Source organism: Halobacteriovorax sp. RT-2-3, from assembly GCF_047085075.1.
In the GTDB taxonomy this organism is placed as follows: domain Bacteria; phylum Bdellovibrionota; class Bacteriovoracia; order Bacteriovoracales; family Bacteriovoracaceae; genus Halobacteriovorax_A.
In genome coordinates this window covers 406,356-426,735 of the sequence record NZ_JBKIYF010000003.1, presented here as the reverse complement: position 1 = coordinate 426,735, position 20,380 = coordinate 406,356, and the positions used below count along the sequence as shown (strand labels likewise).

Here is a 20,380-nt window from a genome sequence, read left to right as displayed (position 1 = left end):
TAAAATTATTTAGTTAATAATAATGCATCAAATTTTAATTACACTTATAATTATAGCATATTGCATGTTTCTGGGGTGTCTCAATGAAGAAGAAAAATAACTCAAATCAATTTGGTTTTACTCTCGCTGAAGTAATGGTTGCGGCCGGTCTTATCGGTGTACTATCGCTTGCGGTTGTTAATATGATGAGTAATATTAACAGAACTTCTAAGCGTGCATCTCAAGTCTTTAATGTTCAGCAAGAAACACAAAGAATTACGGGGATTTTATCTAATGGAGATGCCTGTAAGAATACGTTACAAGGAATAGATATCGGTAATGCTCCTAATTATTCAACTACTCAAAATGTACCAGCGATTAAAGATGCAAATGACGATAATATCTATACAATAGGTAAGGAATTAGGTGCAGGTCCAGATACTGTAAACGTTAATTCAATGCAGGTAAGAAGATACTTTGATCCTAAGACAGGTACTTATGGTTCTCTTCAAAATTATACAGTTGGAGCAGTCCCTTTTACAAAGTTAGAAGCACAACTACTCATCACATTTAGAAAGGGAACAGTTGGAACAAGTGATGATGTTATTAAGAAGAGTTCTGTTGGTAGTATCGATATTACAAAGCGAATCAGCATGATGGTCGTTGTAAATGCTGCAGGACAAATACAGTCTTGTTATAGTACAGCGGATGAGTTCCTTGATAGTGCTTGTCGAAATCTAGGTGGAACAATTGATGGAGTCGATGGTGGTTGTAAAGACGTTAAGCTAACAACTCTTAAAACTACGCCAGATACTTCAATTACTAATGCTGTAACTATTGGTAGTAGTGATTCTGCTGCAATTGGTGATGCTGGTGCCGCCAATGCTCCTTTACGAGTAAAACTAGGAAGTGCAAGTCGATACTTATCTGTTGATGATAGTTCTATACAAACGAATGGTGGTCCACTTGAATTAAACCCATTTGGCCGTGTCCAAGTTGGTGGTGGTGCAGGATCTTCAGAGATTAGTAATGGAACAACAGCACCTGCGAATGCGCCTCTTAAAGTTATGGGAGCAGGTTCAACTTTTATGGCCTTTGATGAAAATGAGATTCAGGTGTCAAATGGTACATCAACTGGAGGCTTACATTTAAATCCATATGGACCAAGTGTGACAATTGGTAAATCACAAGAAGTAGCGCATTTGAATTTATATGGTAATTTGAATATAGGTGATCCAAGTTCGACAATTACCACTACTAGAGTTATTAATTTATATGACGGTTCGTACATTAACTTCCTTTCAGACGAAAGTGTTAAAGATGATGTAGCAGTATTAGATGGGGTACTAGATAAACTTGAAAGAGTAAAAGGTGTTTCATTTGTGTGGAAGGATACTGGAAGAAAAGATATTGGTTATATCGCACAAGATTTAGAAAAGGTATTTCCTGAAGTTGTTGAGAGAGATCCTGAAACTGGTTTACTGAATGTACAATATACAAAAATGCCAGCAGTAAACACTGCCGCCATTAAAGAGCTTAAGCGTGAAAACGATGAACTCAAGTTTAGAGTAAATCTACTAATGAATGCTCTTTGTAATGGTGAAGATGCACATAAGTATGAAGAGGTTTGCTCTATTCCTATAGCACCTTTAGAATAAAAAAATGAATAAGACAAAAATCGCCATTATCGGTGTCGGATATGTGGGAATCAACTTAGCTGTTAGATTCCCACAATTCTTTGAAACAATTGCATATGATATTGATGAAGAAAAGATCAACCTTCTAAAGGAAGGTGTCGATCCGTCTAATCAGTTCTCTAAAAATGACATTCTTGAATGTGGCTGTAATTTCAGCTCTGATGTATCTGCTTTAAAGGCCGTTGATTTCTATCTAATTACGGTTCCTACTCCTATAGACTCTAATCAACAACCAAACCAGGATCTTGTTATTAAGGCCATAGAGGGGCTTAGAGATTACCTGAACCCTGGAGATACGATAGTTATCGAATCAACTGTCGTACCTGGTACTACAAACGCGCTTAAAGAGTATCTTGGTAGGGATGATGTGAACTTTGCTTTTTCTCCTGAAAGAATTAGTCCCAGTGATAATACTGTAGCGTTTGAAGACATTGTTAAGGTTGTAGCCTGTGAGTCTAGTGAGAAGCTTGAAGAACTTGTTGGAATTTATAATAAGATATTTAAGCAAGTTGAGAGAAGCTATGACATCATTGCAAGTGAATTTGCTAAGCTTCTAGAAAATACGTCTAGAGATATCAATATCGCCATGATGAATGAATTCTATCTTGGTGCAATAAGCAAAGGTATCGATTTCAATGAGGCCCTAAGGCTTGCACGAACAAAGTGGAATTTCCCAAATGTTAATAAGGGCCTTGTCGGTGGACACTGTATTAGTGTTGATCCGCACTACCTTTCTAAGTTCCTAGATAACTCTTCAGATTCTATAATACTTCACTCACGCCGTATAAATGATTCTATGGTTGAGTCTATTGTAAGTAGGGTTATTTCCTTAACTAAGAATAATGATAAAATTCTCGTACTAGGTCTTACGTATAAAAAGAATTGTAATGACTTTAGAGACTCTAGAGCGATGCAAGTCTATGAAGAACTTAAGAATATAAGTGATCGAGTTGTCGAAGCTTATGATCCTTATCGTGATCATAAAAAAGATAAAAACAGCGGCTTTGATTTTGTTCTAACACTCGTTGCTCATAATGAATTTGTCGAAATGACTGCGAATGATTGGTTAAATCTTGTTAATCAAAGCGGTGCTATTTTAGACTTTGCTCAAGTTCTAAGAGACGAGTTAAGTAGTTCGATCAAGGTCTATTATTAGATAAGGTTACAATCACAGTGATAGCGGAAGAGAGTTTCAAAACTATCTTCGCTAATTCTATGCTTATTTCTCATAAATAGCTTAAAGGCATCACCACGGTTCAGGGTTTGGCCATGTTTCGAGTTACAGGCCAGTTTGAATGAAATATGAGGGTAGCGATCAAGGAAGTCATCAACTTGATGATGATTATCATTTGTTACAATAATTACGTAGGTGACTTGTTCTTCATCTAAGTCAGGAAATTCGATTTCGTGATCTAGATACTCAACACAGTGATAAAGGACTTCATCAATATGTTTTAAATACTTATCACCGTATCTTTTGATAAAAAGACCATTTGTAAAAACATCAATAGTACAATTCAGTTTTACTAAATGATCAAAAACCTTTTCCATTGTTTTGGGATCGATAAGGCCTGGCTCACCCCCGCTTAAGCTTACTTGTGCACCTTCTGTAACAGAGTAAACTTTGTCGAGCAGCATCTCCTTGCTAATTGGATTCTTTTTATTGCGCTCATGAGTATCAATTATGCAGTAAGTACAATCCCAATTGCAGTTGAATGTAGTAATGATAGTGAATTCATCACGCTTTGCTGTCATATGTTAATTGTAACATGGTCCAAAATTGTAAAAAAGCTTTATTTTCTCTAAAGATTTTAAATACTTAAGTGAGCCTTGAAAGCAGCGATTTTATTGATAAAATAGATTTATCAAGGATGATGAAATGACGATAAAAGCAAAAGATGTGAAGCTTGAAGTAAGGCTTTCTAATTTAAAAGATATTGATGGAATTCATGATTTAGTGGCCCGTTCTTATACTGGGTTTCCTGATGATTATACAAAGGGAATGATTCGCGGTCAGATTACAAATTATCCAGAAGGAAACTTTGTTGCTACACTAAATGGTAAAATTGTTGGCTACTCGGCAAGTATACTACTTCCTGAAAAAACAGTATTTAAAAAACACACATGGGCCAGTATTACAGGAAGGGGATATGGCTCGACTCATGACGAAGATGGTGATTATCTCTATGGTTATGAAACTTGTGTCGACCCATCAATTCGTGGTCATCGAATAGGTCAAAGATTATATAATGCTAGAAAAAGACTTGTTAAGTATGAGCGATTAAAAGGTATCGTATTTGTCGGTCGTATTCCAAGTTTACATCGACGTATCAAACAAGTTGAAAGTGTTGAAGATTATATTGAAAAAGTAAAAGAGAAAAAAATTAGAGATACAACTCTTGGCTTCCAACTTCGAAATGGTTTTGAAGTTTTAGGTGTTCTTGAAAAATATCTTCCTACTGATAAAGAGTCGATGGGATATGGAGTTCACTTGATTTGGGAGAACCCTGAATATCAAGCGCAAGAGAGTAAGAAAGATCGCCCTGTTCAGCAAAACTCAGTTCGAGTCGTTAGTGTTCAGTATCAACAACGAGGTATTTCTAGCTTCAAGGAGTTTGAAGATCTTGTTGAATACTATGTTGATGTAACGGCAGACTATCGTGCTGACTTCGTTCTATTTCCAGAATTGTTTACGATGCAGCTACTTTCAATCAAAAATGAAGAAGTTGAGGCCAATGTTGCAATTGAGCATATGACTGCTTACACAGAAGATGTAAAAGCGCTCTTTCAGCGCCTCGCTGTAAAGTATAACGTCAATATTATCGCTGGTTCTCATCCAACAAAAGTTGGGGATCGTGTCCATAATATTAGCTATATTTGCCTTCGTGATGGACAGATTCACGAACAAGCAAAAATCCACCCAACGCCAGATGAACAATATTGGTGGAATATTGAAGGGGGAGATGAGGTTAAGGTTATTGATACTGACTGTGGCCCGATTGGTGTTTTAATCTGTTACGATAGTGAGTTTCCAGAGCTCACAAGACACCTCGCCAATCAAGGGATAAACATTCTCTTTGTTCCATTCTTAACTGATAACCGACAAGCCTATTGTCGTGTGAAGTTTTGTTGTCAGGCCCGTGCCATTGAAAATCAAATCTATGTGGCCATGGCCGGAAATGTTGGAAACCTTCCTCGTGTAAACAATGTCGATATCCAATACGCTCAAAGTTGTATTCTAACTCCATGTGACTTTCCTTTTGCAAAAGATGGAATTGCTGCAGATACAACGCCAAATGTTGAGATGGTCGCAATTGCAGACTTAAGAATTGATACACTTTTAGAAGCAAGACAAAATGGAGCTGTGAAAAATTTAAAAGATCGCAGACATGATTTATATTCTGTCGTCTGGCATGGGAAGTAGGTGGCCTTAAGTGGCCACCAGTATCTTAATTGCTCTTAGCTGGTATTTTACTCATTCCATATTCAGTAATTGCAGTAATCGATAATGAAGGATTAACTCCAGGATTCGCTGAGATCATTGATCCGTCAAAGACATACATATTTTCGTAATTGAATACTTTATTGTCTTTGTCGATAACACCTTCTTTTTCACTTTCTCCCATACATGCTCCTCCCAGAATATGTGCCGTCGAAGGAATCCCTGTTAAGGTTTCAGTAAACATAACCATTGGCTTTCCATCAATGATTTTACAGTACTCTTTGGCCATTTGATGTGCTGTTTTAATAAACGCAGTAGGGGCCTCTCCTTTTGAGAGAACTGACTTCATTCCAAAAATACCCTTTGTGAATTTTAGAGTACTATCAAGGTGCTGCATAAATAGATGGATATTTGTTTGTTTTGCGAAATCTTTTACTGTTAAAACTTTAAACCACTTAATAGGATCTCTTAATGGCTCTATCGCAAGCTTAATCATTCTTAAAAAGAAATTAGGCTCTGAAATCATTGGAACCATAAGCACACGCCAGAATCCCGATCCTTTGCCGTAACGAGTTGGCTCAAGATGAGAGTGCTCATCAATGTCGATAATTGAACCAATAGCAACTCCCTTGGTCATATCAATATCTTTCCTATAGGTCGTATTGAGAATAAGCGCTTCATTATTTGTTCTGATAGTATCACCGAGAGCTGGTGATAATTTTGGAAGCGTTGTCTTTTTTAAATCAAGTAGTAAGTTAATAGTTCCTAGAACACCTGCACTAAAGATAACCCCATTGGCCTTCAGGTTTCTTTTTTTTCCAAAGTACCTTGTCGATTCTTTTAAAGTAACTTCGTAACCTGTCTTTCCATTAGCACCATCGAGAGGTGAAACTTTTACTGCTTTATTTTCAGCAAGAATATCAACTCCAAGTTGTCGTGCAAGATAGAGGTAATTCTTATCAAGAGTATTCTTTGCATTATGACGACAACCTGTCATGCAGGCACCGCATGAGATACAGCCAGAGCGGCTTGGGCCTTTCCCATTAAAGTATGGATCTGCTACTTCTACACCTTCTTTACCTTCTTCTCCAAAATAGACAGAGACCTTTGTTGAATCAAAGTAATCTTCTCGTCCAATATTTTTAGCAAGTTCGAGCATTGTGTGATCTGCATCACCATAGTGTCTTGTCTTTTCTGCACCAAGCATTTTCCAAGCAAGATCGTAATATGGAGAGAGCTCTTCTTCCCAATTATTTAAATCTTTCCAAGGGCCGTGATTAAAGAATTGTGACTTAGGCTTTGGAAGTGTATTTGCGTAGACAAGAGATCCGCCACCGACACCAACGCCACTTAGAACTGAAATATGCTTAAAGAAGGTCAATTGCTGGATACCAAAGAACTTCAACTGAGGAAGCCACATCCACCTTGGAAGATTCCAATTAGTTTTTGGAAACTTCGTTGTATCAGAGAAGTCTTTCCCTTTTTCAACGACTAAGACACTATATCCTTTTTCAGCAAGTCTTAGTGCTGAAACCGAACCGCCGAAACCTGATCCAATAATAATATAGTCGTAACTTTCTCTGATTGTTGTATTTGGCATATATCCCTCAAAACTTTCGATCACTCATAATTATACATAAGGATTTCAATATGTTGAGTGTTTGAATATTAATTATTGATTAAAGTAATCTTGAAAATTCTCGTATTTTTAATGGTTTAACAAAAGCAGGAGCTTCCTTATTTGATGTTATAATAAAGGAGATTTTGGAGGAATTATGAAAGCAACAATCACATTCTTAGTATTGGCCATGGCAACGTCTTCTATCTTCGCCAAAGGAAGACCACTTCTTAGATGCCCAAAGCAAGATAACAAGATTATTATCTGTCACGTGCCTCCAGGAAATCCAGATAAGGCCAAGGAAATCACAATCAACAAAAACGCAGTTCAAGATCACTTAGACCACGGTGACTATGCTGGCTACTGTGAAAACACACAGTATGCTGATAAGAAAGAGATGTGCGGAATTTGCGACGTGGATATTGATCCTACTTGTAGCTAATCATCGTTTTTATGGCGCGTACGGTATAGTTTAGTTAGACTTGTATGTTTTTCAGACAGTATTCTGTAATGATTCCAATTATGACCTCAATTCTATTAATTCTGTCATTATATTGAAAATGATATATGCACCTATGAAATAGACGATTATATGAGAATAAATGAAAGTAGAGGTTATGAATTCTAATTTAAATGAAAAATTATACTATGAAGATTGCGAACTTTTAAAAAGAGTGGCCGTATTTATCATGGCCATAACTATTTATTATGTAAGTTGGTACTATGGGAAAGATATTTTAATGAATCTTTTCTATGGTTATATTAAAAACGGAGTTTTAAAACCAAAGCTTTTTTTTAGTCACTTACTTATTTATGGATCAATATTTAGCGCGATTTGCTCATATATTATGATTTTTATTGCTTACAAATTAGGCGTAATAAGACTCCCAAAGTATTTAGTTAATATAAAGGCGGCCCTCTTATATGGTATCGTAAGTGCTCTTGTTTTATCTGTGCTTTTTATTATTTATTGGTTAATCCGCGGATATGATTTTCAATTTCTAATTAACTCTCAAAGTATTCTTGGGAATATTTTCTCTAATTATTATGAAGAAATAAGTTATAGGGCCCTACTTGTTGGTGTTACTCTAGCATTATTCCGCAATAAATGGATTGCGATAGTCATTCCATCATTGATTATGGTTAGTACACATACTCAATATCCATTTGAGTTTAAATGTCTTGTGTTCTTAGGGTCTTGTTTTTTTAGCTATGTTTATATCAGAACATCTAATTTAGTTTCATCTTGGTCATCACATCAAGTATCAGATATCGTCTTAGATACGATTCTAAAAGTTTAAGAAAAAGATACGCGCCACCTTATAAATTATTGGAGATTTGATGAAAATTATCGACTCAGTAAAAGATGTTAATTTTAAAACTTTTCCAGGTGGAGATATGTTCAGCGTACTTGTTGGAAGGCATGACTCAACAGGTGCAAGCGAGCACCATACAGTTGCAATTGTAAAACTTCCTGCAGGTACAAAGTCAGACGAGCATTATCATAAAGAAAGAGAAGAGTCATACTTTGTAATTAGCGGTACAGGAAGGGCAATTATTAATGGAGTCGAGAATCATATTAAGGCCGGAAGTTTGGTCTATACGAAACCGAATGAAAAGCATGCCTTTATAAATGATGGTAATGACGAATTTATTTATTTGATAATTACAGCACCCTATTGGGTACCTGAAGATTCACACCATTAACTAAAGATAGACTAATTCGTGGAGAGAGTTATAAAATTATTTAAAAATTTCACAACAAGTTAGTTGGCCATATTAAAGAAGATAAAAAAACAGAACTTGCCAGTATGATTAACTATCCTCTGAGGCTTTCTGAGAAAAAAGTTGTGAAAAGCAAAAGTGAATTTATACAAAATTACGATTCTATTATTAATAAAAAAATTAAAAGAATAATTCTAAAACAAGATCAAGATTCCTTTTTCTGTAAGTCAACGGGGCTTATGTATGGAAGAGGGGAAATTTGGGTGAATAATTTCAATAAAAAATCAGAATTGAGAATAATTAGTATTTTTTCAAAATAACTTTTCCTCAGTGTTGTTGATCTAAATGGATTGAACACTATTATACTTTCTACTATTAATTTTAATAGTTGGTTAACACTTTAGGTGTAGAGTCATCGTACATAATCTAAACTAAGGAGTTATCATGCCAAAATACATCATTGAAAGGGAGCTTGCTGGTGCTGGTAAATTATCGCAAAAGGATCTACAAGGTCTCTCTCAGAAATCTTGTGATGTTTTAGAGGAAATGGGACCAAGTATTCAGTGGGTACAAAGCTATGTAACAAATGATAAGATCTATTGTGAGTACATTGCTCCTAATGAAGATCTTATTAGGGAACACGCACATAAGGGTGATTTTCCTATTACTAGTATTGCTAAGGTTGGAACTATTATTGATCCCACCACAGCTGAGTCTTAAATTTATTTTTAAAAATAAGGGCCTTCTCTATAGAAGGCTTTTTTGTTGTTAAGTCATGCAGACTCGAATTTGTTCGGCTTCATTTTTAGAATTGGTTTCGTGGTGTGAGAGGGATGCTCTCTCGCCCTTCCCTGATCAGTACGCGCCACCTTTTGAGTATTTCAATTCTTTAGCAGTTAATTATTTTTGTTTTTCCCAAAATTTGATTGGAGTATAAGTTTGTTCTTACGTTTGATGTCATGCTGTATTAGCGATATTTATAAAATGTTAAATAATCCATTAATAGAAGCTAAAAAAGTCATTTTAAATTTGTAAGTCGTTGTAATCTTCAAAAGGTGGCGCGTACCGCTGGTGGAAAATAAAAAAACCACCGCAAGGGTGGTTTTTATATTTGGTGGGCCATGCAAGACTTGAACTTGCGACCACCCGGTTATGAGCCGGGGGCTCTAACCAACTGAGCTAATGGCCCTCAATTGGAATTTTGAAACTTAAATTTATCCAAGTTTTGGTAATCTGGCTACAAAATTTTGCTATGTGGCAGTGGTGCGATGTGTAATTGGCGGGAGTAGTCAAATACGCAAAATAATGAAATGATTAATTTATGACAAAGTTTAGTAAGTATAGCTCTAATGGAAATGACTTCATTCTCATTGATAATCGCGATGGGAAGCAAGACGTTGGCAACACACAAAAATGGCAGCAACTATGTCAGCGCTGCTTTGGCATTGGTGCCGATGGTGTGGTTTTTCTGGAAAGTAGTGACAAGTATGACTTTCATATGCGCTACCTCAATGCCGATGGCAATGAAGAGAGTATGTGTGGAAACGCAACTCGCGCCATTACTGACTTCTATCGCCGTACGACGCAAACAAAGAATACTGACTTTAAATTTACCACGGGAAGTGGGCTCTACTCTTCGGGTATTGAAGGTGATGTGATCTGGGTTCACATGGCCGTCATTAAAGATGCTGACCTATACGATCTCTCTAGCAAATATGAAGATGCTCAGGATTCGTACTATATTAATACTGGTGTTGAACACAGTGTATTTATGGTCTATGACGCGCAAGAAGTTGATGTTGATTCTGTTGGCAGACGCATTCGCTTTGATGAAGATTTCCCTCGAGGCTCAAATGCTAACTTCATTAATCAAATTGATGAAGGTGAGTGGCGTATTCGAACATATGAGCGTGGGGTCGAAGCCGAGACCTTTGCTTGTGGGACGGGGAATGTCGCAGCGGCATGTATGCTGTGGGATAAGGAATATGAACATAGAGACGAAATAGAATTTCTCACAAATGGTGGTATACTATTTGTTAAAAGAGTCGATGGCTTCATCTATCTAGGGGGCCAGACAAAACTTGTCTATACTGGTGAATTTAATGATTAAAAAGTTTTTATTACTTCTCCTTCTATGTCTAAACACATATGCCACAATTTTTGTGGAAGTTGTGATGACTCATGAAAAGGACTTCGAAGGGCAAACGATTCTCATGAGTGAACTTCACTTCATAGAAAATATTCAGCCAGAAAAGATGAGTCGATTTGTGATGAAGAGTAAGATCGATCTTCTCTTAAGTGGTCAATTTGTTGATAGCGGTGAAATCTATGGCCCAGGTGCTATGGTTAGAATAGAAGGGAGAGTTCTTTCCAAAACGCTCTCAAAGAGTTTTGAACTGAGTCTTAATTTAGGAACTGAGGGTGATGTTGTTTTCAGTGAACCTGAGCTTGGTCAAAAAACAAAAATTAAAATCAAACCAGTAGTTCATTAATGTCTGAAGAAAATTTTGAAAGATTAGATAAGAAACTCGTCGAGCTTGGCCTTGTTGCTACTCGCAGTCGTGCCCAACAGGTAATAGGTGATGGTAAAGTTACTGTTGCGGGTAAAGTTGTCACTAAAACGTCATATAAAGTTTCAAGTAGCGATGACGTTCAACTTAATGAAAGTAGCGAAGAAGTTGGCCGTGGCTTTCATAAAATTGCCGGTGCCCTCGAAGCATTTGATGTTATTATTGAGAATAAATTAGTCGCAGATGTTGGTGCCAGCACTGGTGGTTTTACGCAATTTTGCCTAAATCATGGAGCCTCTAAAGTCTTTGCCATTGACGTTGGGCATGGACAACTTGCACCAAGTCTTGTTAGTGATGCTAGAGTGGTAAACCTCGAAGGAACAAATATAAGGGAGCTTCATAAGTTAGACAAAGCTGTTGATCTTTGTGTTGTTGACCTTTCATTTATTTCCCTGAACTTGATTTGGAAAAATTTAGTTGATATCAGTAATGACGATGCTGAAATGATCGTTCTTTTTAAACCTCAATTTGAAGTTGGAAGAGATGGTATTGGTAAGAAGGGAATTGTAAAAGATAATAGTTATGTTCTAAGGGCCGTTGAAGAAATGAAGATTCAATGTGAGGCCATGGGACTTGGGATTCTTGGATTTAAGCCTTGTGTAATTAAAGGACGTAAGAGTGGAAATCAAGAATACTTTTTATATTTAAAGAAGAACGCTAAATCTCTTCTTTCGCTAGAAGATTTGAATAAAGAAGTTGGAGAATAAAATGAGAGTATGTGTATTTTGTGGATCATCAAGTGGAAAGGGTGAAACGTATCTAAATTATGCCAAAGACTTAGGTGAGAAGCTTGTCGGTAATGACCACTACCTCGTTTATGGTGGTGCCTCTATTGGTGTAATGGGAAAGATTGCAGATACAATGCTGGCTAAAGACGGACACGTTATTGGTGTTATGCCAAAGTCTCTTATTGATTGGGAAGTAGGGCATCAAGGTCTAACTGAGTTTATAGAAGTGGATACAATGCATACTCGCAAAGAAAGAATGTATGAGCTTTCAGATGTCTTCGTGACTTATCCTGGTGGGTTTGGAACACTTGATGAATTATTTGAAATTACAACATGGGCACAGCTTCAATATCACAAGAAGCCAATCTATTTAGTTAATGTAAACGGCTACTTTGATCACTTAATTAAACATATTGAAAATTCAGTTGCTGAGGGATTTATCTCGAAAGAGCACTTTGAGTTGATTACGATTTTAAATTCAAATGAAGAATTAATGGAGAGGATCAATTAAGATCCTCTCATATATTTTATTCTTGTAGAATAATATAAATATTGGGCTCGTCGATTTCTATTTTATCATTTTCAAATCTTTCTAATTCTTTGAAAATTGTACGACGAACATTAAATAGTCCAGCTTTTGCCTTATCAATTCTAATATTAACAATTTTATTTCCAAGGTCGTAAGATGCACGTCCTTCAAACTTAACTTTTACACCTTTAGAAACATTTCCTTTAAGGTGGCCATCAAACTTTCCACCACGAATATTAAGCTTTAAGTCATCAATTTCGACAGCACTTCCAAGAGTTTCATATTCATTTGTTAGATTGTAGAAACTTCTCTCACTACTTTGAAAAAAGGCACTACCAACATTTAGACTAAGATAATTAAAACAGTTTTGTAGAAGCTGCTCGTATTCATTACCTTCACGGCTTTGCTTTTGACACTCTAAGCTTGTTCCGGATAGACGAGTTGAAAATCCTTCTCCACTAGCTTGTACTTGGTTTAAGTTCAATCCAATATTAGTGTCGCCGTTATTGTAATTAATATTTGAGATTCCAATTTTATCGGCATCGTTGATTTGAAGTGATGAAAGGTCTAACTCAAAAGATTCGTTATCAATAGAGAAGATTAATGTTCCACCATAGTTTTCAACTTCTAGATTTGGATTGATAAAGTCTCCAAAGCCCTTAATTGAAATTTCTTTACTTGTTCCCGTCCCTTTAGGACTTGTATAATTAGCATTCAGTTGGTTGATTTTTCCAATAGGAAATGCTGGTTTCTCATTAAGATCATTGGCATAGGCCGTGGAAATATTGGTGAAAATTAGGCAATAGGATGCCGCTATCATTTGACATGACTTCTTCAACATAAACAACTCCGTTTGATTGTGTGTGGTTACAAACAAAATCGGGATAAAGTCATGCTTTACGTAGAATTTGATGAGCTCTTAGAAAAAAGGGTAAATAATGCCGCTTTAGTTGAGTCTAAGTTGTTAAATTTACATTCATTGATACAGTAGTTGTTCACTTTGATAGACTATTCAAGAATCGAGTTTTTGTGTTAAAGTGCGAGAAATGTTCAAGAAAATTACGTTCCTATTTATCCTCTTTCTATTTGTCTTAGCAGGCTATGTATTATCACGTGTGCCCGTTCTAAACATTAATAGACTGGCCAGTGGTTATGTTAAAACGACTGTAAAGAATGAAGATGTGTCTTATCTTGTAACAAGTAAGAGACCTCGCAATTGGGCCTATATCAATACTATGCCGAAGCATGTTTACTATGCCTTCATTGTTAGTGAAGATTGGTCATTTTATGAGCACCAAGGTGTCGACTTTAGACAAATCTATCATGCTGTTACTGATCACTTAAAAGGTGAGAAGTTGAGAGGTGCAAGTACAATTTCTCAGCAGCTTGCAAAGAATCTTTATACTAAGAGTGAAAGAAGTCTTGAACGAAAAGTCTTTGAACTTTTTACGACAATGTATTTAGAAGAAAAGTTATCAAAGAATCGTATTCTTGAAACCTATTTGAATGTCATTGAATTTGGAAAAGGCTTGTATGGAATAAAAGACGCAAGTTGGTACTATTTTAAAAAGCGCCCTGCTGATTTAAATCCAAAAGAATCTGCTTTTTTAGCAATGTTACTTCCTAATCCAAAAATTTATTCACAATCGTTTAGAGACAAAAAGCTAACTGAGTATGCAACGACAACAGTTAACTCAATCCTTCGAAAAATGAAAGTTACTAAGGCCATATCGGAAGAAGAGATGTTAGCCTATCAAAAGGAAGCCCTTTCATTTGAGCAGGTAACTGTTAAAGAAAGTGGAAGTAAGCAAATACTAGAAGAGGAATTCTTTGAGCTTTAAAAGTGCCTTGGAGCAAGTATATTCAAATACATCATTGAAACCAGCAAAGAAGCGTCGAGAGCTTCTTGTCGAGCAAATGTTTGCTAATGAAGCTTCTGGTCTTGATTGTCTTAAGTGTACTGGCCGATGTTGTACGTATGAAGCAAATTCGATGCAAATGACTTCAATTGAGGCTCTAGAGGCTATGGCCGTTCTTGAAGAGAAGAATCTTCTTAATGATGAAACTAAGAAAAGGCTTGAAGATTGTATTTCAGAGTTTCGCCTAGATAAGTATATTCAAATAGGCCCTGGAGAGTTTTTTAGAAAGTCATATACATGCCCTTTCTATTTTTATCCAAGTTTTGGTTGTGGACTAGGTGTTGATCATAAACCTTACGGATGTATTGCATTTAATCCATGTGAAGCGAATCAAGAGGATGGTGGGAACTGTCAAAGTGATCTATCAATTCAAGAAGAACGCAATGATTTGTATGAAAGCGCAGAGGATAGAGCTAATAAGTATCTTTATGAGCAATATAAGATATCACAACTTAAGGAGCCTATTCCAATAAAGCTCCTAGAGTTGTGGGATAAGTTTAAGTCTTAAAATACGATAAAGCGAAAACCAGCTACAATATTTGAATGATATTTTTTTTCATCATTGGCACTCGAATATAAAAACATCATTTCTATATCATAATGATATCCAGCATAGAGAGCAAAGCGTTCGTTGAATTTATATTCAACATCAAGGCCTATAACAAAGAATAAGGTTCTTTCAAATGAACTTTGATTACTACTTTCAAAATCATTTTTTATAAGTCTTACTCCTGCAAGTGGTTGAAGCCATTTATAAGGAAAGCTATATGTGAGTTCAAAGCCATTCTCATTGTATTTCGCAATCTGGTCAGTGCCATTTTCGTCAATTAACTTGTCTTTATATGAGCTTTTAAAGTAACTAAATTTTCCAATGAAAATATCGTTTTCAAAAGACATGCCGATAAAGTATGTATCTGATTTATTCTTATAATCAATTTCATAAGATTCAAATCCCATCGAGTAATCCCAAGATGTCGTTTCATAATATACTGTCGACTTTTGGGCACCACCGATAATTCCATACTTTTCAGCACAAGATGTTAAAATAAATAAAAGTGAAATTAATACTAGTTTCATTAATTACTTACTTTGAAAAATTGTATCTTAGGCCAACAACATAATTGTAGTGATAGTAATCAACTTCTGTTGTGATGTTAGTCTTATAGCCTTTTTCGTAATGATAACCTGTATAAACATAGAAGCGATCAGAGATAGGCACTTCAAAGTCGAGTCCAAAAATAAATGAAGCATATGTTCCTTCATTGCTATTTGTTTCGCCTGTATACTCTGAATTATAAAATTTCACACCGAAAAGTGGTTGAAACCACCAAAGTTTAAATGCTGTACTAATTTCGATTCCACTTTCTTCAATTGAATAATCTTCAGTTACGCTTTCATATGTATATGACTTCTTGTCATAGCTATTAGCAAAATAAGTAATTTTAGTAAGTAGAATATCTGTTTCTTCTGAGATACCAATATGATAACCAAACCCACTATTTTTAAAACGAGGAAGAGTTGTACTTGTTCCACTCATGAGATCGTTGATTGTTGCTTCTTCTTCATATGATGGCATTTGTGCACCAGCAACTATTCCATATTTTGCTGCACATGAAGTTAATAAAAATAGAATTAAAATTGGAAATAAAACTTTCATATCTCTCCCTTAAATAAATCTTAAACTCATTGTTAAGTATTATTAAAATTTATTTAAGAGAGAAAAAAGTTCTTTATATGTTGTTTGAAATAAGCTCTGAGAGCGGTTTTGGAAGGATATTGTTAGGTACTTTCATAATAATATGGCCACCTTCTTTGTTTTGAAATTTGCCAAAACTATCATCAAAACGAAATTCCGCATTTTCAAAAGTACGCACATTAATTTCATTGCCATTGACCTGATCTACAAATGAAGATTCAAACTTAAGTTTATCTAAAGAGAGTTCTTCGTTCAAAATAAAAAACCAGTGATAGATTTCTGACTTTGGAGCGTCATCAGCTAATCCCAACTTTTTTACTTCGATAATCGATACATTCTCATTCATAAAATAGAATAATGTTTCAAATTTTTTTTCCATATAAATATTTTACGTTGGAAAATACTAAAGAGTAAAGAAAACGACTGGGATATTTGAGTTAAGAATCATATTAGGAAATTTATACGGTCAGATGTGTATTTGGGAATGTTCAAAAAGATATATAAGAATGAATTGCTATAAAAAAGAAAGTAGAAGTGATTAAAGTATACTGAAACACATCATCTAACCGATATAAATCCTAAATCTGTAACTATAATAACACCTTGGTAGTTAATGTCAAATAAAAGTTTGGTATATAAAACAGGTTGAATTGAAAATTGTAAATACTTGAAAATAGGGAGTGAGTAGGGAGGGGCCCTACTCACAAGGTTATTTATGGTTAGGCGGCCTTATCACCACCGACGAGATCTATTACTAGCCTTACAATGTCGTCTAGATTGTCTGCTTGGCCTTTAAGGTTGGCCGCTGAGCGTGAGGCTTCTTGTGCAGAATTGTTGTTTTGTATTGTTGTTTCATCAATTAATCTGATTGCATTTGTAATTTCATTTACACCTTGTGTTTGTTCGTTACATGCACTTGCAATCTCTGTGATTTTTCCATTTACGTTTTGTACATTGAATACAATCTTATCTAGTACTTCCTTGCATTGTCCTGCTTTCTGGCGACCAGCTTCGACTGTCTTTGAGCTACTTTGAATAACTTCATTCACCATTGTTGTTGTACCAGAAACAATTGCTTCTACATTCTTGATTGATTCATCAATTAAAACTTTTATTTCATCTGATGCTGCTCCCGACATTGAAGCGAGTGAGCCAATTTCTTCTGCAACAACTGCAAATCCTTTTCCACTTTCTCCCGATCTTGCAGCTTCAACAGAAGCGTTGAAAGAGAGCAGCTTTGTTTGAAAAACAATATCATTAATTACTTTTGTTTTATCTTCAATTTCTTTAATGATATTCAAGATCTCTTGTACTTGCCCGTTACTGCTTTCCATTTTCTTCATAGCATCAGTATTACTATTAGAAATATTCTCAATTGCATAAAGCATTTCATCAATCGTGCGTTTACCATTTTGTACTTCCATTTCTGAAAGCTCACCCGATTTTTTCGAATCCTCTGCAAACTCAGTGTTTCGACGAATCATTGATGATATTTCATCAACTGAGGCAACAGTTTCTTGAAGTGAAGCTGCTTGTTCATTTGTTGCAGCCGATAATTGTGTTGAAGTGTTGTAAGTAATTTTAGAACCATTAGCAACTTGAAGAGATGTTTCTTTAAGTTGATTTGCCATCGTTAGAAGAGGGTTAGAAACACTTGTTTTTAATACGTAAGTAAAAAGTGCACCGATGATTAGTAGTCCTACGAAACCAAACATGGCCTGATTGAGAAATACACTAAAGATATAGTCATTTACATCATCAACATAAATTCCTGTACCAAGTACCCAGCCCCAAGGTTTATATAACTCAACGTAAGAATACTTTTCAACAAACTTATTACTATCTGTTTTACTATTCCAGATATAGTTAACGAAACCTTTATCTTGTTTTTTTACAAGTGCAACAACGTCATTAAAAAGTGGTTTCCCCGCTTTATCAACAAATGTCTTAACACTTTTTCCTTGAAGGCTATTACTAGGGTGAACGATCATTCTTGGCTCAAGGTCGTTAATCCAAACATAATCATCCATATCTCGTCCATAACGAATTGATGCTATGTAATGCTTAGTAATTTCTTGGGCTTCCTTTAGCGAATATTCTCCGGCCTTAACTTTCTCATCCATTGATTCAAGAAAATGATAAGCAGTCTTAGTAACGTCTTCAATTTGATTCTTCTTCTCTTGTAAGAGAGCAGCTTTTGTTGAGCTATAAGAATAGGCAATGAAGATTGAGGTAAAGATAAAGAATGGTATGAGGGCCATTAAAATTATCTTAGTATTTAAACTTAGACTTTTCACAAACGTTTTCATAATACTCCTGATTTTCTATACATTTTCTAAAGATTCTTGCTATAACTTCGGTAAAAGAAATGTATTTGTTAGTGATGTTAATCAGTTTTTATGTTCGAAGAGCTAACAATTTTGTAAGTTTGAAATTAAATTTGTTACAATTTATCTGAGTAAAACTAATATTGGTGAGAAAATAAATGAAGTTACTTTCAAACAAAATATTTCCATTCATAGGTTTGATTATTTCTGTGATTTATCTTTTAAATCCCACTGCAGGAATAATTGAAATAATCCCAGATAATATTCCATATGTTGGCAATCTCGATGAGGCAGGTGCTGTCCTATTATTAATAGCTTGTATTAAGAAGCTAAAAGAAAAGTAACATTCATTAAAAATACTCAAGTAAAATGCTCGGGTTGTCGATAAGAACCCTATGAATATAAAAGACTTAAAGTACGGGGTGGCCGTACTGGCAATTGGTGCATCTACTTTTTACTTTACTGAAAACTATATTGAACAATCAAGAACAATCCAGCGATCAATCGCAAGTGAAGGGCTTGTTAAAAATTGTATGAGCGCAATTAGCTCTTTCCTAGGTCCTAAAGTTATTGAGCCTTATGCGAAAGTTAATCTTGTGCTTAAAGATAATGAAAGAAAGGTTAACGGGAAAATTGTTGCTTATGCACGTGGTGGTATCGAAATTAGAGGTTACGGTAGCCACCAGTTAATTTCATATGATGAAATATCAACAATTAACGGAAAAGAGCTTAACTCAGTTGAAATATATCGTTTACTTCTTGCTGCTGAAATTAATAAAACAAGTGCAGATCATATAATAGTTCGAGTTCTAAATAATTTAGAGTTTGAGGATATAAAAGGTCAAAATTTTAAAACAGATGGTGAGACTATTAGTTTTCAAAATTTACAAGGGGTGAAATATCAGATTCCTTTAGAAGAGGTTTATCATTTCTCTTCATTTGATCCTTCTGCTGCTGCGAGAAAAGAAGTACAAACCTATGAAGGTGAATTTGTATCTGTACGACTTAACAATGGTGAAGTTGAAGATGGTGTAATCGTGCTATCTGAGGATAGGAAATTTGCAGAACTCACAAGTGTTCATGACGCAACAGAAGTTGTGCAAATTCCTCTCGAAGAGATTGAATTAGTTTTCCAGTAATAGCTTTATAAAATAAACTTTAGAACTAGATATGGTGTAATATTAAAGACAATCACTAGTAATTTGAAGTTTGCTAAATATTTAAAATACATCTTAGGGAGCTTCTTTTCTTTAATACCAAACATACTTGAATGTATCTCAATGACTTGTTTTTTTAATACTAAAATCATAAAAGTTGATAGTAGTAAAAAGCTCATATTTATAATAGAACAATACCCTAGGAATGATGTGAATGTTTCGAAATTCATTGTTATAACCTTAGTCTTTTTGAGGAAGATTTTCAGCAAATCCTTTGAATGCATAAGATAAAATATCTCGATCAACAGGTGCTTTAGGGAACGGATACTTCTTGTTCATACTCTCAGCATTTTTTGATGAAAATGCTTCAACAAGATCGATGATCTGATCAACACCGTTTCTTTTTCTAATAGTGTATTCTAAATCATTACGATCTGTTTTTTTTATAACACCATTCCAGGCAAGATATTTATTTCTAATATCGTAAACAGAGAAATTGATATCCATGCTTCTTTTTGTTGTTGTCGTAAGACTTTTATCACCGGTTTCTTTTCCTTCTGAATTCGTTAGTGCCGTTTCAGTTCTATCATTTTCAACAATATCACTTTCTACTCTTCCAAATACTATATAGCGACGATTCGTTACATTTTGAGAAAGTATTGTAAGTGAGTTTTCACTAAGGATTCCATCTTCTTCTACTTCTCTTAGTAGTTCTCGATATAACCCTCGGCCAATCTTTTTAATTAAAGGTCCAGCGTTATCGACAACTAGATCTCTTCTTTTTTCTTGTAATTCAACTCGAAATTGATTTGCTGTTGTTATCTGTTTTTTATAATCCCAATTCTCACTTGTATGAACTATTCCAGCAATAGTGAGGCGTCCATTTTGTACATTTGAATATGTAAAATCTGCGGTTTTTCTAAGTCCATGTACCTTAGTTGCACAAGAAGTAATCAGTAACGTACTTAAAAGTACTAGGGATTTTAACATTTA

24 protein-coding genes and 1 tRNA gene are annotated in these 20,380 nt (G+C 35.2%); 15 read left to right on the top strand and 10 right to left on the bottom strand.

Annotated elements, in window-relative coordinates; all coding sequences use genetic code 11:
• The first annotated feature begins 83 nt into the window (after window positions 1-83).
• Together ACMAYX_RS12530 and ACMAYX_RS12525 are read left to right on the top strand one after the other, a co-directional pair.
• Window positions 84-1,637, top strand: coding sequence for a tail fiber domain-containing protein (locus ACMAYX_RS12530; RefSeq protein ID WP_412470005.1), 1,554 nt, complete (start codon window positions 84-86; stop codon window positions 1,635-1,637).
• 4 nt (window positions 1,638-1,641) lie between these two features.
• Window positions 1,642-2,832 (top strand): nucleotide sugar dehydrogenase, encoded by a 1,191-nt coding sequence (locus ACMAYX_RS12525; RefSeq protein ID WP_412470004.1) that lies wholly within the window; start codon window positions 1,642-1,644, stop codon window positions 2,830-2,832.
• On the opposite strand, the gene ACMAYX_RS12520 is transcribed toward ACMAYX_RS12525, so the two are convergent.
• The gene (locus ACMAYX_RS12520) at window positions 2,829-3,431 is read right to left on the bottom strand and encodes a radical SAM protein (protein WP_103218781.1); all 603 of its coding nucleotides are present in this window, start codon (window positions 3,429-3,431) and stop codon (window positions 2,829-2,831) included. The genes ACMAYX_RS12525 and ACMAYX_RS12520 overlap by 4 nt on opposite strands.
• Before the next feature lie 124 nt (window positions 3,432-3,555).
• Here ACMAYX_RS12520 and ACMAYX_RS12515 point away from each other — a divergent pair, with 124 nt between their 5' ends.
• Window positions 3,556-5,100: a carbon-nitrogen hydrolase family protein gene (locus ACMAYX_RS12515; RefSeq protein ID WP_392990580.1), complete on the top strand. Its 1,545-nt coding sequence runs from the start codon at window positions 3,556-3,558 to the stop codon at window positions 5,098-5,100.
• Window positions 5,101-5,125: 25 nt separating this feature from the next.
• Here ACMAYX_RS12515 and ACMAYX_RS12510 read toward each other — a convergent pair whose 3' ends face one another.
• Window positions 5,126-6,742 carry a GMC oxidoreductase gene (locus tag ACMAYX_RS12510; protein WP_412470003.1) on the bottom strand — a complete coding sequence of 539 codons (1,617 nt, stop codon included), beginning with the start codon at window positions 6,740-6,742 and terminating at the stop codon, window positions 5,126-5,128.
• A gap of 151 nt (window positions 6,743-6,893) precedes the next feature.
• Here ACMAYX_RS12510 and ACMAYX_RS12505 point away from each other — a divergent pair, with 151 nt between their 5' ends.
• The 4 genes from ACMAYX_RS12505 to ACMAYX_RS12490 all read left to right on the top strand — a co-directional run bounded on the left by ACMAYX_RS12505 (window position 6,894) and on the right by ACMAYX_RS12490 (window position 9,181).
• On the top strand, window positions 6,894-7,178 hold the full coding sequence (locus ACMAYX_RS12505; RefSeq protein WP_412472018.1) for a hypothetical protein: 285 nt from the start codon (window positions 6,894-6,896) through the stop codon (window positions 7,176-7,178).
• A gap of 160 nt (window positions 7,179-7,338) precedes the next feature.
• Window positions 7,339-8,037 (top strand): type II CAAX prenyl endopeptidase Rce1 family protein, encoded by a 699-nt coding sequence (locus ACMAYX_RS12500; protein WP_412472017.1) that lies wholly within the window; start codon window positions 7,339-7,341, stop codon window positions 8,035-8,037.
• 40 nt (window positions 8,038-8,077) lie between these two features.
• Complete coding sequence (locus ACMAYX_RS12495; RefSeq protein ID WP_412470000.1) at window positions 8,078-8,443, top strand: cupin domain-containing protein; 366 nt, start codon at window positions 8,078-8,080, stop codon at window positions 8,441-8,443.
• Between the two features lie 462 nt (window positions 8,444-8,905).
• The gene (locus ACMAYX_RS12490; RefSeq protein ID WP_392990588.1) at window positions 8,906-9,181 is read left to right on the top strand and encodes a DUF4242 domain-containing protein; all 276 of its coding nucleotides are present in this window, start codon (window positions 8,906-8,908) and stop codon (window positions 9,179-9,181) included.
• 392 nt (window positions 9,182-9,573) lie between these two features.
• On the opposite strand, the gene ACMAYX_RS12485 is transcribed toward ACMAYX_RS12490, so the two are convergent.
• Window positions 9,574-9,650 (bottom strand) — tRNA-Ile (locus ACMAYX_RS12485).
• Window positions 9,651-9,782: 132 nt separating this feature from the next.
• On the opposite strand from ACMAYX_RS12485, the gene dapF reads away from it, so the two are divergent.
• Genes dapF through ACMAYX_RS12465 form a run of 4 tightly spaced genes read left to right on the top strand, consistent with a single transcriptional unit; the run spans window position 9,783 to window position 12,270 of the window.
• Entirely contained in the window at window positions 9,783-10,571 is a 789-nt protein-coding gene (dapF, locus tag ACMAYX_RS12480; RefSeq protein ID WP_392990592.1) for a diaminopimelate epimerase, read from the top strand.
• Window positions 10,564-10,953, top strand: coding sequence for a hypothetical protein (locus ACMAYX_RS12475; protein ID WP_103218791.1), 390 nt, complete (start codon window positions 10,564-10,566; stop codon window positions 10,951-10,953). The genes dapF and ACMAYX_RS12475 overlap by 8 nt, the downstream gene beginning before the upstream one ends.
• Window positions 10,953-11,738, top strand: coding sequence for a TlyA family RNA methyltransferase (locus ACMAYX_RS12470; protein WP_103218792.1), 786 nt, complete (start codon window positions 10,953-10,955; stop codon window positions 11,736-11,738). Before ACMAYX_RS12475 ends, ACMAYX_RS12470 begins: the two co-directional genes overlap by 1 nt.
• A gap of 1 nt (window position 11,739) precedes the next feature.
• Window positions 11,740-12,270 (top strand): TIGR00730 family Rossman fold protein, encoded by a 531-nt coding sequence (locus ACMAYX_RS12465; protein ID WP_412472016.1) that lies wholly within the window; start codon window positions 11,740-11,742, stop codon window positions 12,268-12,270.
• Between the two features lie 16 nt (window positions 12,271-12,286).
• Here ACMAYX_RS12465 and ACMAYX_RS12460 read toward each other — a convergent pair whose 3' ends face one another.
• Window positions 12,287-13,129, bottom strand: a complete 843-nt coding sequence (locus ACMAYX_RS12460) for a hypothetical protein (protein ID WP_392990595.1) — start codon at window positions 13,127-13,129, stop codon at window positions 12,287-12,289.
• A 205-nt stretch (window positions 13,130-13,334) separates the two neighbouring features.
• Here ACMAYX_RS12460 and ACMAYX_RS12455 point away from each other — a divergent pair, with 205 nt between their 5' ends.
• Window positions 13,335-14,129: a biosynthetic peptidoglycan transglycosylase gene (locus tag ACMAYX_RS12455; RefSeq protein ID WP_103218795.1), complete on the top strand. Its 795-nt coding sequence runs from the start codon at window positions 13,335-13,337 to the stop codon at window positions 14,127-14,129.
• Window positions 14,119-14,715: a hypothetical protein gene (locus ACMAYX_RS12450; protein WP_392990599.1), complete on the top strand. Its 597-nt coding sequence runs from the start codon at window positions 14,119-14,121 to the stop codon at window positions 14,713-14,715. Before ACMAYX_RS12455 ends, ACMAYX_RS12450 begins: the two co-directional genes overlap by 11 nt.
• Here the strand turns inward: ACMAYX_RS12450 and ACMAYX_RS12445 are convergent.
• The 4 genes from ACMAYX_RS12445 to ACMAYX_RS12430 all read right to left on the bottom strand — a co-directional run bounded on the left by ACMAYX_RS12445 (window position 14,712) and on the right by ACMAYX_RS12430 (window position 18,212).
• Complete coding sequence (locus ACMAYX_RS12445; RefSeq protein ID WP_392990601.1) at window positions 14,712-15,284, bottom strand: hypothetical protein; 573 nt, start codon at window positions 15,282-15,284, stop codon at window positions 14,712-14,714. The genes ACMAYX_RS12450 and ACMAYX_RS12445 overlap by 4 nt on opposite strands.
• A gap of 7 nt (window positions 15,285-15,291) precedes the next feature.
• Window positions 15,292-15,864, bottom strand: coding sequence for a hypothetical protein (locus tag ACMAYX_RS12440; RefSeq protein ID WP_412463049.1), 573 nt, complete (start codon window positions 15,862-15,864; stop codon window positions 15,292-15,294).
• Window positions 15,865-15,937: 73 nt separating this feature from the next.
• Window positions 15,938-16,282 carry a hypothetical protein gene (locus ACMAYX_RS12435; protein ID WP_392990605.1) on the bottom strand — a complete coding sequence of 115 codons (345 nt, stop codon included), beginning with the start codon at window positions 16,280-16,282 and terminating at the stop codon, window positions 15,938-15,940.
• Between the two features lie 340 nt (window positions 16,283-16,622).
• Window positions 16,623-18,212, bottom strand: coding sequence for a methyl-accepting chemotaxis protein (locus ACMAYX_RS12430; protein WP_412469995.1), 1,590 nt, complete (start codon window positions 18,210-18,212; stop codon window positions 16,623-16,625).
• Between the two features lie 176 nt (window positions 18,213-18,388).
• On the opposite strand from ACMAYX_RS12430, the gene ACMAYX_RS12425 reads away from it, so the two are divergent.
• Window positions 18,389-18,574, top strand: a complete 186-nt coding sequence (locus ACMAYX_RS12425) for a hypothetical protein (RefSeq protein WP_412463047.1) — start codon at window positions 18,389-18,391, stop codon at window positions 18,572-18,574.
• 51 nt (window positions 18,575-18,625) lie between these two features.
• Complete coding sequence (locus tag ACMAYX_RS12420; RefSeq protein ID WP_412472015.1) at window positions 18,626-19,369, top strand: hypothetical protein; 744 nt, start codon at window positions 18,626-18,628, stop codon at window positions 19,367-19,369.
• Window positions 19,370-19,374: 5 nt separating this feature from the next.
• On the opposite strand, the gene ACMAYX_RS12415 is transcribed toward ACMAYX_RS12420, so the two are convergent.
• Entirely contained in the window at window positions 19,375-19,617 is a 243-nt protein-coding gene (locus ACMAYX_RS12415; protein WP_412463045.1) for a DUF6868 family protein, read from the bottom strand.
• A 10-nt stretch (window positions 19,618-19,627) separates the two neighbouring features.
• On the bottom strand, window positions 19,628-20,377 hold the full coding sequence (locus ACMAYX_RS12410; protein WP_412463044.1) for a hypothetical protein: 750 nt from the start codon (window positions 20,375-20,377) through the stop codon (window positions 19,628-19,630).
• Window positions 20,378-20,380 lie beyond the last annotated feature (3 nt).